The organism is Bacillus sp. FSL K6-0073, assembly GCF_038006085.1.
Classification (GTDB): domain Bacteria; phylum Bacillota; class Bacilli; order Bacillales; family Bacillaceae_G; genus Bacillus_A; species Bacillus_A cereus.
In genome coordinates this window covers 3,188,176-3,203,274 of the sequence record NZ_JBBOUN010000001.1, presented here as the reverse complement: position 1 = coordinate 3,203,274, position 15,099 = coordinate 3,188,176, and the positions used below count along the sequence as shown (strand labels likewise).

Here is a 15,099-nt window from a genome sequence, read left to right as displayed (position 1 = left end):
AATCTAAGGAGTGAAAAAGTAATATGAAAGAATTTGAGGAAAGGTTTAGTGAATTGCAAGCTGATATGATATGTATATGTTTGGAATATGTTGAAGATAGAGCGGATAAAGTGTACGTTTATGCTTCGCGTGAGGAAGGCATTATTTCGGGAAGTTTCTTTTATTGCATTAACAATAAATATGTAAAATGTCACAAAGTAAATGATGCATTGGAAGATGGAGACAGAAGATATGATGTGTCTATCAAAAGACAGTCTATAGTATTGCGCATTATATGTGAAGATATTGAGAAAATTGAAGAATTATGCAAAGGGTATGAGCGTGACATGCCAACTGAGATGAAATTAATATATGATGTTCATAGTGGCAAGTTTAAAGCTCAATATAAGTATGATTTAGTATATACGAATGATGAAGTTAAAACAGCTAGCCATATTGCTGATGAGTGGTTTGATGAAGTGAAAAATAATAACCTTTAAAAGGGGTACAGTAATAGTTATATCTTAGTTAAATAGATAATGAGTGGGAGTAGAAAATGGAGAAATCAGTATTAGAAAAAATAGAATTAATTAAGGGTATTTTAGGTAATGATCCATTTTGTTTGCTTATTGGTGAAATTGTAGAGGTAGAAAAAAAGATTGATGAAAAATTAGAAGAAGGCTCTTTGAAAGATTATAACTTTATTATAAAAAAATATGAAATGTTGAATGGTGGAGTAATTACTATATATGGTCATCTAAAACGCGAAAGTATTCAATTTTATACGGAGGACATGCCTGGTGGTGCTGATAATTGGATTTGTATAGGGAAAATTGAAAGATATCCATTGTTTATTAATAAGATGAATGGAGAAGTTTCTTGTTTGTATGGAGAATTAAGTAATCAAAATTTTATTATTGAGTCATATGGTGATTTTAATAATTTCTTACAACATTATTATGTAGGAAAAAGATATTGTGAATTAGGTAATAAGTTTGTTCAGTTTGGAGGAATTAGTGAGACTGTAGGAAGTAAAGAGGATGATTGGTATCAGTTATTAGAAAGTAATGGTTTATTATGATTGATTAATTGAACGTATTATGAACATAATGATGTGAAAATATGTGGAAAATTATAATAACAATGTTATAAAAGGGGGAGAAGTCAATGGATTTTAATGAGCGAATATCCACTTTATATAAAATAACTCTAAAGTATGTGTATAGGGTTATAAAAATAGCTTTGATATGCTTCGTTAAAATATCAATCTAGATAAATAAAATGGTTAAAACTAGCTAGGGGAGATTCGAAAAATATTTGAATGGCATGCCGAAAGCAAGGGGGAATTTGAAAGCAATGCCTTATGATTAGATGTACTATTGATGATTACTTTATGCAATTCTAGCCTCGAAAAGAATTAAATATTTATTAGAAGGTGATGTTATGTGGAGAGAGAAGATTAGTCATATCTCAAAAATAAGAGAGAACCAAAATCGAAAACTGAATTTACCTACTAATGAAAAGGAGTTATCGAGATTTCGTAAATCTGTAGTAGAAAAATTTGGTGAAGATGTATTGCCCCAGCAGTACTATAAATTTTTACAAACAGTTAATGGAATTGAATTTAATGGGTTAATAATATATGGGATTGACCAAAGTTTTTTAGATTTTAAGCCAATAAACCAGGTAGATAGTTTTTTTGACGCTAATGAAATATGGGAATCAATTAAAGACGAAGAGGAGCTGATTTTTTTCGGAGATTCAGATATAGCTTGGTATTGTTATAATGTTTCCAAAAAGAAATTTGTTGAACTAGACAAGCCTTCAGGCGAGCATATGGAAACTTTTTACGATTTTGATACTATGCTTAAATCTGCTCTCTCAGCAGCACTTAGCTAAATGTATAGTAGTCAATGTCTAACTGTTTAATCTAGATGAAAATAGTGCAGGGGGATTCTATGGAAAGTAAGGGAAAAGCGATAAAAATCTATGATTTCATTAAAAAAGGGGATATAGAACAAGCGAAAGAGATCATTATTACTGATAAAAGTTTGCTTGATTTTGTAACGCCTTATGGAACGTGGCTACATGCTGCAGCTAGAGCTGGTGAACTGGATATGATAAAATTTCTTGTTGAATCTGGTATGGATATTAACCTTAATGAAGGTGTACCAAAGTCAGCGCCTATTGCACATGCAGCTAGTGAAGGTGAAATTGGTATTGTAGAGTACTTATTTGATAATGGTGCAATATTAGATGTTAGTGACCCAAATAGAAATCCTCTATTCTCAGCGATTTATGGTGGGCATCTTAATATTGTAAAGTATCTTGTTCAGAATGGTATTGATAGTACTGTAAAGTATACAGGGGATACTATGAAAGAGATGGGAGCTTACGAATTTGCTATTGAAAGAGGAGAAGTGGAAATTGCTGAATATTTAAAAATGTAAACTTGAGATGGAAGGCATATATTGATGTAATAGAAAAGTTGAAAACTAATGATCATATTAATTTAATTATCCAATTCATTTAAAAGGAGAAATTTATATGGACTATCAATCTGAGGTTAAGAGATTATATAGTTGTAGATTTTTAAAAAATCAATCGGAATGTGAAGAGTTTGACAGTGTATTAGAAAACTTAGCAGATTGTGATGATGAGAAGCTTATTAAAGAGTTGTGTATAGTATTTGAGGATGAAACACAAGAGGAAGAAGTTATGTTTGGTCTAGTTCATTTTATTGAAGATTTTGAAATGGGAAAATATCTAACAGAGATGCCTAAAGCTTTACCAAAAATGGTTGAAAGTGCAAAAGAGTGGGCAATGCTACTAAACATAAGAATTTTAAATAATGATTTATATAGAAGTGAGTATGCTAAAGTACTTGTAGGAATGAATCATGATATACAACTAACGATAATTAATTTACTTAATGAAATTATTGCTGATAACCCTAAAAGATTTGAGGGCACTGCCAATGAGGTTATTAGTCAATTACAAGGAGTTCATAAAAATAAATAAGAATTGTAGAACTACTGTATTATAGATAAAACTAAGAAAACCCTAGCGAAGAGCTAGGGTGTTTGTGTTATATAGTTTCACCATACGCTTCCGAATTAGGAGCAGGAGTAATCAACGAATCTTTTGTAGCGTTTCCTATAATAGAATGAAAGTGTTTAACGTTTAAATATAGGAAGAAAAACAATTAAGCTTTTATTTTATTTAAAATGGATACTCTATTAGTAGTGAATAATAAATAATTTTGTTTTACTGTCTTAATTAAAATACGATCAGTTGTACCATATGCTGTTCCAATTCGGATTGCGCTTTTTTCTTCAACACCAGCATATGTATTATCTTCCGTTACCTCAGTGATTTCACATAATGGAATATGAATTTTAGAGAATTGCCATGAAATAATTAGTTCATCTTTTGTTTTTTCAACATGAATACCTAACATGTTACCAGAACCTTTCTATAATAAAATTTCACTCGTACTATTTTATTATACAAATTTACAGATTATATTTCTATTTTTTACAGAGAGTATACAATTAACAACGAGAAAATGTTCATTATTACTTTCATCCCTATTATAACGAATTCTACAATAGAAAACAGAACGTATATTTGGTATAATCGAAATATACTATATGAAACGACGTACATGAGTTTGAGATTTTTGAAAAAAGGTAAGTGATACATAATAATACATACGCTATAGGATTCAGTTCATGTTATACAAATCAATCGTTAGAAAGGAAAAGAAGTATGAATCAAATTTCATTCGAAGATTTATTTGAAGAAGAAAACAAACGAGGAAAGGTAGAGGTAGCTGAGATTCCCGTACCTTTATCGCCCTTACAAAAGGACATTTTAGAATTAATTAATTCTGAAGAAATAAGTGCACTTGAGTTATGCGAACAATTAATACGAGCTGGTAAAATATCAGATGAAAGATTCACAACGAATAAGCCTAAAGCATATGGGCAAGTATGCTTACTATTAGAAGGTTTTGTTAAAGAAGAAAAGCTTATTTTTGTCAAAAGTGATGAGAAAAGAGATAGAGTATATAAATTGAAAGACGAAGATTCTAACGAATAAAATGTATAAAGTATAGTAATGAAATAAGGAAGTCCTCATATTTGTGTTGAAAGATTATTTTCACATAAGCGTGGGGATTTTTTTGAGGGAGGATGTATGAAAGATTGGGAGTATGATGAATTATTTCATGCAATTCGGGAGGCGTACGAAGAGTTATTAGATGAAGAGAGAGGGTATCGATATGCTATAGCAAAACTAGCGGATGAATTTGATAATGTAGGAAAGATTGAAGATGTTATCGTTGATACTGCCATAGGAGAAATAGCAGTCAATCATCATATGGTTTTTGTTGGGCGTATTAAAGGTATAACAAAGAGGCTAAGTATGTTTAATCTTCAAGAGGCAGAAGGTGAATTGACAGTAGAGGAAATAAAAGATTTATCGATAAGAATAAATAATGTAATAGAAGGGTTAAAAAATGTAAAGAGTGATTATAAATCTTCGGTTGAATAATTCATGTTTCTGCAAATGTAAGAGACATAGCTAAACAAGAGAATAGAAATCGCTGCATACATAAAACGTAAGATAGATGAGAGATAATAAAGATTGGAAAAAAAATAAGACTAAAATAATGGGATTGATAGGCATATGGTTATCAAATATAAAAAAATTATCTTATAGATAGTTAAATGGCTATTACTATATTACAAATAATCAACTTTTGTTTTATTTTTTATAGGAAAACAAAAGAGTAATCGTAAAGACTACTCTTGGATTTTTTTCTTTTCTTCCTTTTCAATTTCGGAAACAGACTTTTCAGGATCTTTTATAAGTTTTCCTAATTCCGCAGAGCAGTCAAATTTATCTTCGAAATTTTCTGTAGTACTAATACGAGCTACAAAATCTAATTGTTGGTTATTATTTATATACCCTTTTAGTCTAGGAATGCCCATAGGACTAGTTTCACGTTCTGTAAATGTAATAGATTTCACATCTTTAATATTATAATGAATATACTTTTCTACACGTACTTCTTGTGCTTTCCAAAACTTTTCTTCTATTTCTTTATGTTTTAAGTATTCCATTGTAAAATACCCTCCTGCTATGAGCACCAAAGCAGATACAATTAAAATAATTACTTTCTTCATTAGAAATGCCCCTATTACATTCTTTTTAAAATTGGATAGGGAAGACAAGACAAGAATAGTGCAAAGACTATTCTTTTTTCTTTTCTTTCTCTTCCTTTTCAATTTCGGATACGGATTTTTCAGGCTGTTTTATAAGTTGTCCAAGTTCTCCAGAACGCCCCAATTTCCTTTCGAAATTATCATTACTATTAAGACCGGCATCAAACCATAATTCTTGATTATCATTTATATATCCTTTTATATGAGGAACGCCCATAGGACTAGTTTCGTGTTCTGTAAATGTAATAGATTTTACATCTTTAACATTATAATGAATATATTTTGCTACTCTTGTTTCTTGTACTTTCCAAAACTTTTCCTCTTCTTCTTTATGTTTTAAGTATTCCAAAGTAAAAAATCCTCCTGCTATGAGTAACAAAGCAGATACAATTAAAATAACTACTTTCTTCATTAGAAATGCCCCTTATAAAAAACTTACCATTACATTCTTTTTAAAATGGGATAGACAAGAATAGTGCAGAGACTATTCTTTTTTCTTTTCTTTTCTTTCTCTTCCTCTTCAATTTCGGATACAGATTTTTCAGGGTCTTTTATAAGTTTTCCTAGTTCTCCAGAACGTGAAAATTTATCTTCGAAGTTTTCTGTAGTACTGATACTAGCATCAAACCATAGATCTTTATCATCATTTATATATCCTTCTATAGACGGAATTCCCATTGGACTTATTTTATGTTCTATAAATGTAATCGATTTAACATCTTTAACATTATAATGAATATACTTTTCTACTCTTGTTTCTTGTGTTTTCCAAAAAAATTCTTCTTTTTCTTTATGTTTTAAGTATTCCATTGTAAAAAATCCTCCTGCTATAATACAAATAATGGATAAAATAATTACTAATTTTTTCTTCATAAAAAATCCCCTTGTATTTGAATATAGTTAAAATATACCATGAAATGAGTTGAAAGATATGAGTGAATTTAAAAAGAATTCAATTGCGACAGATGAAGATTACTTCGAACTATCAGATAAAGTGTATGATGATAAATTTTTGCACAAAGGTGTAGAAATAAAAGGTGTTAATGGTAAAAAAATGGGTTGTTATAGAATCAATAGATGCAGATTGTCAAAAAGTGAAAAATGGATTACAAGCTATTGCAGTGGTACCGAAAAATGATTATAAAGAGAATAAAACTCACTATGAAACTATAGTATTTGCATTTCGTGGAACAGAGCCTAAGCAATTAGCAGATTTCGAAACAGATATCGATCAAATTACGTTTGGAATTAAAACACATTCTAAAGTAATTACTCCAAGTAATAGTCAAACAGTAAAACCAGATTTTGCAACATCTTTTAATACCGGATTGGAATGGGTAGATAAAGTAAATGAAACATATCAGCCAACTTATGTGCATGCTACAGGGCATAGTAAAGGAGGCGCAGAAGCTGATTATGTTGCTTCGGAACGGAATTTTTATGCAACTACATGGGCTGCACCAAACCCTTATCGTTTGCTAAGTCCTGAAGCGAAAAAACGAGTAGATAGAGGGGAAATGGAAAACAAAGCTACGGATTATACACATGAGAATGACCCAATTGGTAACCATACTCAATTCGGTGCACCTCTAATTGGTAAGCAATTTACAGTGAGACAGAATGATACAAAAGAAGATTTTTTTACACGTTTAACTATGGACGGACACGGCAGAGATACATTTAAGGGATCCTTTCATTCAAATGGAAGCCCCCTATTAAAATTAGAACCTGAAGATATTATAAGACAAGCACAAAAAATTCAAATGCTCAGTAATCGATTATCAGATATAGCAAAAAATATAGAAGAGTTTCAAAGAAAAGAAGCTGAAGCGGTTCAAAAGTTGAAAAGTCAATTAAAATATGAAACAGGGCCAGGTGGGAAATATCATCTATTAGAAGCATACGAAATAGATGAAGCCATCTCACGAATTGCTAAAACGAAAGAAGGTGGAAATGACTATTTTCACGATGTACACATGGCAGAAGAATTAATTCATCTTTTAAGAAAAGAACAAAAAAGTTTAAGTAGATTTGGGGATGAAATTAGTGATGCAGCAAATTCACTTAGGGATAAAGATAATCAATTAGCGGGGAATTTTCAGTTTAGATAAGGAGATAATTATATGATGGATTTTATGGGGGAAATTAAAAAGATAGAAAAGCAAATCGAAAATGTGACAGGAGATTTAGCGAGTCAGGTTGTTGAGGAGTTACAAGCTGCTAAAAAACAGATTGAAAGAGAAATGCAGCGTATGATGTTAAAAACAGAAGTAGGGTTTAAATCAATAGACATTATAAAAGAAGATACATATGCTCTTCAAAAAAACATAGGGGCATTTCATGAATTACAAACAAGTCTAAGAGATATAGCAGCAGAATTAGAGAAAAGTTTTGAAAGTAAAACTGGCAGTAAAATCAATGAAGAATTAAAGAAATATGAAAAACAAATTAACAACAACATTTTTAATGAACATGTTCACTTAGCAAACAGTTGTGGGAAAAAATAAGAGAAGAAGAAAAACTAATGATAGTTTCTATTGCTTTAATTTACTGAAAGAGATGCACTGTGTAAATGCGAGGTTTGGAGTGAACAGAAAAGTGTGTCTGGTGATAAGTTATATGAATGAATAGATAATACAAATTGTATAGAAATATATGAGTTCGTTGAAGGTGAGAGTGAATTAAGGGGAAAGGTTAAAGAAGAAAATAGATGTATTCATAGGAGGGATGCAGTTATGAATCAAAAAAAGTTAGAAATGGCTTTTAAAAGATATAGCAAAAATTTTGTGGATGGAATCAAATTTGAAGATGTTAAAGATAAATATAATGTCAGTAGAAGAAAGATTGAGAAAATTGTTGAGCAAAATGAAACAGAGAAAGATCACATACTATTAATAAATCTAAGCAAAATTTCTTCATATCACTTGTCACTATGGAAAAACGATGTATTGATCAACGGTGGAAACAATGCAGAAGGATTAAAAAACATGCAGAAGGTCTTATTTTACCAATGCATGGGACAGGATCTCTATACAATAAGGTATCCAAGAATGATCTTGGGATATTCGTTTAGCGAAGTCGTCCTCACATTAGTTCATTTTGCAATGTATGGATGGGAGAAAGAAGAAAATATATTATATGATTTTATGGCTCATCACTTCGGTGGACATTTAATAGATGCCAATGAAGAGGATAGACATATTTGGTTTTTGCTAGAGCTGTACTTGCAGTATAAAAATAAAACCATCATGGGAACGAATGAAAAATTGCATCTAGCCGTGATAAATAAGTTTAAGGAAGCTGAACTGCGATGTGACTTAATCCCTGAAGACCTAAACATTTATGATGAAGTGCTGGAACGTTGGTCGACTGGTGATTTAGAAGAAATAGAACATCTAATTTCGATAATGTCTCAGTATCATTCTGCATTAGCTTCTGAAATCGGACAGCTAGGTGAATTTGGTGATTTTGGATTCGGATTTTATCCTTATGAAATCTTGTTCTTGATCCATGTAAGAAAAAAACTAGGATTGCCAGTACCTACTCAATTCGATAATTTTCTGATGAATACTCCAGAAGCGAAAATGGTATTTGGAGAACGTGAGCCATACCCTGAGTGGGACTCTGTGCTTCAGATGATTGATCAATTTTATCGTAAAAACTACCCGGAATATATTCCTAACAAGCATGGAGAATTATTTCAATAAAAGGGAGGAAGCTAATATGCCTAATCAAGAAATAGCGCAGATTATATTTCCTGATAGCAAGGATTTGGAAACGTTTTTGAAGGAGCAAGGAAGTTATGACTTACATGAAGACCTATTAAAATATGGATTGACGACGAAACAGTTTTTATACGTTGACTATAAAGGTGAGCAATACCAAGAAATTGTAAATTTTATTCTTGATTATGAATTTGCCCACCAAATTGAATTAGCGACACAAGAAGAACTCGAGAAATTAGAAGCATTTAATTATGAATTTTTACCGGAAAAGATCCAGGAGGTCAACAAAATACTGTCACCAAAGGGGTATGGACTATTTTCATATCCTAATTCGGGCGATTTTTTCACATTATTCATTGCGAAAATAGAGGATATAATAAAGTTTCTGCAAGAAGAAGTGCTGTTTGATGATAGAATCCTTTTCCAAGAAAGATGCATTAAGTACTATAAATAGACTTAAGATAATGCAGTTTTGAAAGAGACATCACACTATCCCTATGATATAGTGCATTATCAAGAAGAGTAAATGTAAGAATCTACAGTGATATACTAGACTGTAGTTTTTTTATTTGTGCGTAATTAATACATACTGTGCAAAATGAAAAATAATTAAGGGGATCTGTTAGTTCATTAGGCGATTGAGGAGTGAATTTAAAAATCAGAAAAAATATGTATTTAAAAGTTAAAATTATATATTGATGGATATATACGTTATAAAAAAATATTAGAAAATCCCCCTCATTGTATATAGAAATTACATAATAAAAATAGAAGTGTATTACGATAAAAACTTACTTTTACATAAACAGAGCTTAACCATTAGCTAATATTGTAAAGGAGGATTGAAAATGTTAAATGGTGTGTTAACGAAGGAGTATATAATACAGAATAGCCTTGAGTTTGAAGAGTGTTTAGAATATGGGGGACCTTATGGGCTAGGAATAGTAGAGTGTGCAGATGATGGTAAAGAAAAATTGTTTACTGGCTTAGCTTATGATGTTTATGAGAATGGAAATATAGAATGTTATTTCTATGTAGAAAATGGTGTTAAACAAGGAGAGTATGTGGAATTGTATATGAATGGAAATATAAAAAGAATCAGCAATATGAATAGAAGCACGGTTGAAGGCTACCATGTTGAATTTTTTCAAAACGGAATGAAGAAGCATGAGTCTGAATGTATTGCGGGACGTGAAATGACTTTTAAAAGTATGATGAACAAGGGAATATTGTAGAACAAAAAAATGAAACCGAATTATTTTACAATCGCAATGTATCCGACTGTAGCATTTAACGAGGAAGAGATATTGAATCGTCTTCTAGATGTATTTGAATCAAACGAAAAATCCGCTCCTACTCATTGGGGAAACTGTGAAACGGTGCAGGTAGAATATAATCGCCAGGAAATCATAGAAAAAGTAATTTCGGAGCGTAGAGTATCTGAAGTTCACCTCTATCGTGATAAACAGTGCACTATTAACTCTACATCAGTAGAGTTAATAAATTATTTAAATAAAAAACTGTTAATAAACAACGAGAATTAATGACGGGTTATATTCACTTAAGAATATAACCCTATTTATTAGAACCAGTAGTATATAAGGAGATTATTCTACGAGTTATATACAAATATTAGACGAGGAATATTTGACGCTGTAAAAGAAAAAATATTGATTCTTATATCATTATTGATGTTGTCCTCAATTTTCCTCATGCAGCACTTGAAAATCAGTAACAAGTGAAACGATTTTTCCTGCTTCATCGATTCCCCAATAGGAAGGGTAAAATCCATCTCCATAACCTGAACGGAATATAATAATATTACTTCCTGTTTCCTCACACACCACGCAATTTCCCCAATCTTCATTATGTTCTGTTAGTATGTCATCTATAAGATCATCATACAAACTAGTAAATTCTTCTCCTAGTTCTTGTTGTAACCTATCTTCTATTTCTTCTAACTTATCAATTGCCTCAACATCTGCAAAGCACCCTAAGCCTGTATCAACTGGGTAACCAAAAATATATCCGTCTTCCAGTTCACTGACATTTTGTCCTGGTTTTGTTGCCATCTTCCATCTTACCGCTTTTGACTCCGACAATTTCAATTCGGCACCAGCAATGACTCCATCTTCCTTATGCCACCAAGCAACAATTGGATATGTACCTGGCTGAATTGTTTGTTCGAAGTGATTTTTATTAAAAATAAGAGGATCACAAGCAACAATTTTACCTGAAGTAACTTTCAACTGTTCTAGTGCTTCGGAACGCAGGGCCTCACTATCCGGTTTAGATAATTCACGTAATAACTTTGACATAATGTTTCTCTCCCTTTCCTTTTAAAATATTTGTTGGTGCTGCCTCCCATATATTTTTACATGAGTTACATTTGTGTTCTGTGGTATTTCTAGCGCCTTTGTATGTTCCTATAACTTCGATATTATCGCCATGAACTTCTAAAACCTCTGCGGCATATCATACCCGCGTTTTCTAATAGTTCCGCAACATATTCTTCATGCGTTTTACGTTTTCGGATATATTGCTCCCCCGTACAAGTGTAGATAGAACAAACCTTTATTCATTGAAAAGTATAACAAATGAATTTGATTTTAAAATTAGACCCAGTTTTGAGGATGTAAATAATAATCCACCCGTTGATTATATTATTTTAAGGGTAAAATTGCATTAATTAAAAATTCAATAAAAGAAGATCGAACTAGATAGTCTTTCTAGATTAATCTTCTTATTTTATATTCTCAAGGGATATTCCACTTCACTGCGACTCATTGCAATATGTCTACTTCTGTGACACATTACACAATTGTACAGAGATAATGAAGTAATATGAAAAATAATATAAAGATTGTAATTTAATCCTATATATTTTTTATAAATTCTAAAAGTAAATCCCTTATTTTTGGTATGATTGACAGAGACTATTTAATTTCTTGTGAATATTTTTGAAAAGGGAGTGATGCTGTATGAAATTAATAAATGTAAATGGGAATATATATCATATTGAATCTGTTCCTTTTGAAGATAAGAGTGAGCAGGATGAAGAGGGATACTACGAATATTTTTACAAAGGAGTCAATTTATCGTTTCACTCGGACAAAGAAATAATTAAAGCCCGAATTTATGATGAGGAAGAAATAATATATTTCTTAAAAAATCCATCTCTTGCATTTGGTAAAGATTTTGAAGCTATAAAAGTATATATAATTAAAGAATATGATGTAAATAAATTTAAAATTCCAGGTGAAAAAAAGCCTATATAGAATTATAGCTATAATTCTATATAGGCTTTACCATGATCAATTATAATAAAACAGGAAAACTCACAAAGTACTTATGCCTGTGGGTGATGAAAGGAATGTATTCGAAATTGAGTAAATCAAGTGAAATAAGTAGATTTGAAAATAGATTCTCAGAAAATGTAATTGAAATAGCAGCTGTCACAGGGGCATTAGGAATCGGTGCATCAAAAGGCAGTGACAACATTTTGTGGACTGCGTCAATTGATTTAATTGCGTGGGAAGACTTACATAACAATGAAACGATTACGAAAGAAGACATACGACTGGCATGGTTGGTTGATGATGCAATTAGTTATTTCGGATAAACGTGATGTGATTTGTTAGGAGGTGAAGTTAAATGAGAAAAGACTTAACATGGCTAGTACCGGATGAGCCAGTTTCAGCAGAATATATAAACAATGTGGGAAAAGAGATAGGGTATATATTTCCAAGTGACTATGTAGAATGTGCTACAAATAATAATGGTTCGGCTGTGTTACCTTATAAATTTGAAATAGGCACGATAACAAAGGTATTTGGAACTTTACTTTCTTATGATGTGGATAGTAGTGAGTATATCGTTAAAGTATATAATCAGTATATTTCTACTTTACCAAATACATTGGTGCCATTCGCATTTGATCCAGCAGGAAATTTAATCTGCTTTGATTATAAAAATCATGAAGAAGATCCAATTGTCGTCTTTTGGGAACATGAGGGGGCATGGGAAAAGGAAACATTGATGGAAAGTGAAGGGATTACGGCTGAGGAAGCAGAGGAAGTAGCGAGAGAAAATATATTTTTTGTGGCTAATGATTTTACGGATTTTTTAAATAAGTTACATAATTAATAATATTATCCATATAAAATGGTTCGTATAAATGTAAGCAGCAATAAAAGGAGGGAGAATGATGGAATTAGAGGATCTAAAAAAAGATATTTGGTATGGAAAAGTTTCTAATCATACAATAGAAACTCTTAAGTCTAACTTAAGGGGTAGTGCAACAGAGACAGAATCCTTTATTTTAATTAACGAATTGTTAAAGTTAGGTGATTTCTCCGTAAAGGGGTTACTAATTGAACTTATGAATAGTACTCGAAATGAGCTTGTTTTACATTTATGTACTAGACTATTTTGTTCAGTAGCTACTCACGATGATTTATTAGAAACGAATAATTTGAAATTCCTTTCAAGTGCTTCAGAGGATGGAGTTCATAATTTTGTAGTAAGTGCTGGTGAAACTCTTTCATATCATGTAGTACCATATCTTTTAGCATTACTAGAAGAGTGGGAAGATACCTTTGTTGAAAAAGCTATAAGAAATGAACTTTCATGGATGCTTGGAATGGAGGACGAGTATTATGAAGTATCGTTAGAAGAATTTAATGAAGCTTATTCTAAATTTATCGAAAATAACGATACGCAAGAATACTATTATCGTAATAGACTATCTTTTCCTGGAGATTTGGCAAAGGAGTTAGTTTCGGAAGTTATGAGTTCTTTAAGAGATAGAATTACTTATAATGTTGTTACTATACCTTCCGTTTTATCAATTTGGAGTGGAATCAAATGTCCTATTCAATACGATACGATAATAACAAATGAAAAAAATAGAGAGTTGATGTCATATATCGATGTTTTAACAAAGAAAGAATGGAAGATTGGTAAAAAGTATTTTTATGGACATGTAGTCGTATAAGAAAACGATATATGTGATGAATCATTCTATGACACTCTGTTAAGGAGTGATTTTTATTATAACGGAAAGCTTTAATAGATGTTTTATGGGAGAAAATAAAAAAACAACTAGTAGCTCAACTAAATGTAAAAAGTTATAAATACATCAAGAAGGTGAAAAAATGATACTACCAGAGGATTTTCGAGAGAAATGGGATGTTAATAAAGATGGCCCACTCATTACATTTCCTGAAAAAGAATTAATAAACAAAAACTTTTCAGCTGAAGTGAAACGATTTTTGGCTATAGGAGGCTTACCGGAAACACCGCCACCATATTTAGAATTTACTTCATCTCAGTCTTTCGTAAGGTCTATTATAAATGTATTTCATATGCCAGAAGAGTTTCGAAAATATTTGTATTTAGGAACAACAAGTTCTGGAGATCCAATTTGTATAATTGAAAAACAAGAAAATATAGTATTTCTAAATAATAGTGATGCGTATAAAGAAGTGTTTATGAATTCTTCTATACATCAATTTGCAGCATGTTTATTAGTATATTCAAAAATGATCGATAGGGCAGTAGAGATAAATGGTGAGGATGCCTTTATCGATAATAATATACCAGAGTGTACAATAAGTTGGTTGAAAGAAAAATTAGAAAAAATTGATGATAAGTGTATGGGAAAAGGTTCTTTTTGGTGTATGGAAATTGAGAGCTTATATGAATAATTGGAAATGAAAAGGGGATATTCCGGTATTTTTATAGTTGTAAAAAGTTATTCTAAAAGGGGTATGTTGGGTGAATCATAGACGCAAGAAAAAGAAGCCGAAACAAATAAGAAAAGAAGCTGTCCAGATAAAACCGATAGTAGAAGAAAAACCACTAAAGAAGAGTAGCAACAAGTTGGTTGATATTCTCCTAGGAATTCTTCTTTTCCCAATTCTTATATGGGCGGTCTTGGAAGGTTGTACAACACAAGTAAGCAAAGGGAAGGCTTTCCTTATTATCGTTTTCTTTCTCTTAATTGCAATAGGGTTATCTATGATAGGAAACAAATAAAGGAGGAGCTCAGATGTTTAAGAAGAAGGAGAAAAAAACATTCACGCTAAACTCGTTAACAAACAAGGAGAAGTCATTCGAGAGTTAAATGGTACAGAAGAAGACTTAAAAGAAATAAGAAAAAC

Annotated in this window: 20 protein-coding genes and 4 pseudogenes; 19 read left to right on the top strand and 5 right to left on the bottom strand. The window is 31.3% G+C overall.

Going from position 1 to position 15,099, the window contains the following annotated elements; genetic code table 11:
* The first annotated feature begins 23 nt into the window (after positions 1 to 23).
* From MHB52_RS16625 to MHB52_RS16605, 5 genes are all read left to right on the top strand, one after another.
* Positions 24 to 479, top strand: coding sequence for an immunity protein YezG family protein (locus MHB52_RS16625; protein ID WP_061663074.1), 456 nt, complete (start codon positions 24 to 26; stop codon positions 477 to 479).
* Between the two features lie 56 nt (positions 480 to 535).
* The gene (locus MHB52_RS16620; RefSeq protein WP_061663075.1) at positions 536 to 1,060 is read left to right on the top strand and encodes a hypothetical protein; all 525 of its coding nucleotides are present in this window, start codon (positions 536 to 538) and stop codon (positions 1,058 to 1,060) included.
* A gap of 362 nt (positions 1,061 to 1,422) precedes the next feature.
* Positions 1,423 to 1,878, top strand: coding sequence for a YrhA family protein (locus MHB52_RS16615; protein ID WP_061663076.1), 456 nt, complete (start codon positions 1,423 to 1,425; stop codon positions 1,876 to 1,878).
* Between the two features lie 59 nt (positions 1,879 to 1,937).
* Positions 1,938 to 2,429, top strand: coding sequence for an ankyrin repeat domain-containing protein (locus MHB52_RS16610; protein WP_000444063.1), 492 nt, complete (start codon positions 1,938 to 1,940; stop codon positions 2,427 to 2,429).
* A 97-nt stretch (positions 2,430 to 2,526) separates the two neighbouring features.
* On the top strand, positions 2,527 to 3,000 hold the full coding sequence (locus MHB52_RS16605) for an Imm30 family immunity protein (protein ID WP_016118277.1): 474 nt from the start codon (positions 2,527 to 2,529) through the stop codon (positions 2,998 to 3,000).
* A gap of 184 nt (positions 3,001 to 3,184) precedes the next feature.
* Here MHB52_RS16605 and MHB52_RS16600 read toward each other — a convergent pair whose 3' ends face one another.
* Entirely contained in the window at positions 3,185 to 3,439 is a 255-nt protein-coding gene (locus MHB52_RS16600) for a SunI/YnzG family protein (RefSeq protein WP_000900619.1), read from the bottom strand.
* Between the two features lie 311 nt (positions 3,440 to 3,750).
* On the opposite strand from MHB52_RS16600, the gene MHB52_RS16595 reads away from it, so the two are divergent.
* A complete protein-coding gene (locus MHB52_RS16595) occupies positions 3,751 to 4,083 on the top strand; it encodes a DUF3895 domain-containing protein (protein ID WP_001071932.1) in 333 nt (110 codons plus the stop codon).
* 96 nt (positions 4,084 to 4,179) lie between these two features.
* Positions 4,180 to 4,536, top strand: coding sequence for an Imm3 family immunity protein (locus MHB52_RS16590; protein WP_000656073.1), 357 nt, complete (start codon positions 4,180 to 4,182; stop codon positions 4,534 to 4,536).
* A gap of 251 nt (positions 4,537 to 4,787) precedes the next feature.
* Here the strand turns inward: MHB52_RS16590 and MHB52_RS16585 are convergent, their stop codons facing one another.
* From MHB52_RS16585 to MHB52_RS16575, 3 genes are all read right to left on the bottom strand, one after another.
* On the bottom strand, positions 4,788 to 5,171 hold the full coding sequence (locus MHB52_RS16585) for a DUF1433 domain-containing protein (RefSeq protein ID WP_061663077.1): 384 nt from the start codon (positions 5,169 to 5,171) through the stop codon (positions 4,788 to 4,790).
* Between the two features lie 67 nt (positions 5,172 to 5,238).
* Complete coding sequence (locus MHB52_RS16580; RefSeq protein ID WP_000758185.1) at positions 5,239 to 5,622, bottom strand: DUF1433 domain-containing protein; 384 nt, start codon at positions 5,620 to 5,622, stop codon at positions 5,239 to 5,241.
* A 29-nt stretch (positions 5,623 to 5,651) separates the two neighbouring features.
* Positions 5,652 to 6,083, bottom strand: coding sequence for a DUF1433 domain-containing protein (locus tag MHB52_RS16575; protein ID WP_340767735.1), 432 nt, complete (start codon positions 6,081 to 6,083; stop codon positions 5,652 to 5,654).
* Between the two features lie 58 nt (positions 6,084 to 6,141).
* Between MHB52_RS16575 and MHB52_RS16570 the strand changes: the two are divergent.
* From MHB52_RS16570 to MHB52_RS16545, 6 genes and pseudogenes are all read left to right on the top strand, one after another.
* A pseudogene (locus tag MHB52_RS16570) lies at positions 6,142 to 7,321 on the top strand (cytoplasmic protein).
* A 12-nt stretch (positions 7,322 to 7,333) separates the two neighbouring features.
* Positions 7,334 to 7,717, top strand: a complete 384-nt coding sequence (locus MHB52_RS16565; protein ID WP_061662902.1) for a hypothetical protein — start codon at positions 7,334 to 7,336, stop codon at positions 7,715 to 7,717.
* Between the two features lie 228 nt (positions 7,718 to 7,945).
* On the top strand, positions 7,946 to 8,917 hold the full coding sequence (locus tag MHB52_RS16560; RefSeq protein WP_061662903.1) for a hypothetical protein: 972 nt from the start codon (positions 7,946 to 7,948) through the stop codon (positions 8,915 to 8,917).
* A gap of 16 nt (positions 8,918 to 8,933) precedes the next feature.
* On the top strand, positions 8,934 to 9,389 hold the full coding sequence (locus tag MHB52_RS16555; RefSeq protein WP_061662904.1) for a hypothetical protein: 456 nt from the start codon (positions 8,934 to 8,936) through the stop codon (positions 9,387 to 9,389).
* Between the two features lie 394 nt (positions 9,390 to 9,783).
* Positions 9,784 to 10,229: pseudogene (locus tag MHB52_RS16550) on the top strand (toxin-antitoxin system YwqK family antitoxin).
* Positions 10,180 to 10,401: pseudogene (locus MHB52_RS16545) on the top strand (hypothetical protein); the annotation flags it as partial. The pseudogenes MHB52_RS16550 and MHB52_RS16545, both read left to right, overlap by 50 nt.
* 234 nt (positions 10,402 to 10,635) lie before the next feature.
* On the opposite strand, the gene MHB52_RS16540 reads toward MHB52_RS16545, so the two are convergent.
* A complete protein-coding gene (locus tag MHB52_RS16540; protein WP_061662905.1) occupies positions 10,636 to 11,253 on the bottom strand; it encodes a DUF4241 domain-containing protein in 618 nt (205 codons plus the stop codon).
* A 663-nt stretch (positions 11,254 to 11,916) separates the two neighbouring features.
* Here MHB52_RS16540 and MHB52_RS16535 point away from each other — a divergent pair.
* The 6 genes and pseudogenes from MHB52_RS16535 to MHB52_RS16510 all read left to right on the top strand — a co-directional run bounded on the left by MHB52_RS16535 (position 11,917) and on the right by MHB52_RS16510 (position 14,974).
* Positions 11,917 to 12,213, top strand: coding sequence for a hypothetical protein (locus MHB52_RS16535; protein ID WP_061663527.1), 297 nt, complete (start codon positions 11,917 to 11,919; stop codon positions 12,211 to 12,213).
* 86 nt (positions 12,214 to 12,299) lie between these two features.
* Positions 12,300 to 12,539 (top strand): annotated as a pseudogene (locus MHB52_RS16530) (DUF7021 domain-containing protein); the annotation flags it as partial.
* A gap of 50 nt (positions 12,540 to 12,589) precedes the next feature.
* Positions 12,590 to 13,081 carry an SMI1/KNR4 family protein gene (locus MHB52_RS16525; protein ID WP_061663525.1) on the top strand — a complete coding sequence of 164 codons (492 nt, stop codon included), beginning with the start codon at positions 12,590 to 12,592 and terminating at the stop codon, positions 13,079 to 13,081.
* A gap of 61 nt (positions 13,082 to 13,142) precedes the next feature.
* A complete protein-coding gene (gene imm47 / locus MHB52_RS16520) occupies positions 13,143 to 13,931 on the top strand; it encodes an Imm47 family immunity protein (protein ID WP_061663524.1) in 789 nt (262 codons plus the stop codon).
* Between the two features lie 160 nt (positions 13,932 to 14,091).
* Positions 14,092 to 14,643, top strand: a complete 552-nt coding sequence (locus MHB52_RS16515; protein WP_061663523.1) for an SUKH-4 family immunity protein — start codon at positions 14,092 to 14,094, stop codon at positions 14,641 to 14,643.
* A gap of 70 nt (positions 14,644 to 14,713) precedes the next feature.
* The gene (locus MHB52_RS16510) at positions 14,714 to 14,974 is read left to right on the top strand and encodes a hypothetical protein (protein ID WP_001016547.1); all 261 of its coding nucleotides are present in this window, start codon (positions 14,714 to 14,716) and stop codon (positions 14,972 to 14,974) included.
* The last annotated feature ends 125 nt before the right edge of the window (positions 14,975 to 15,099 follow it).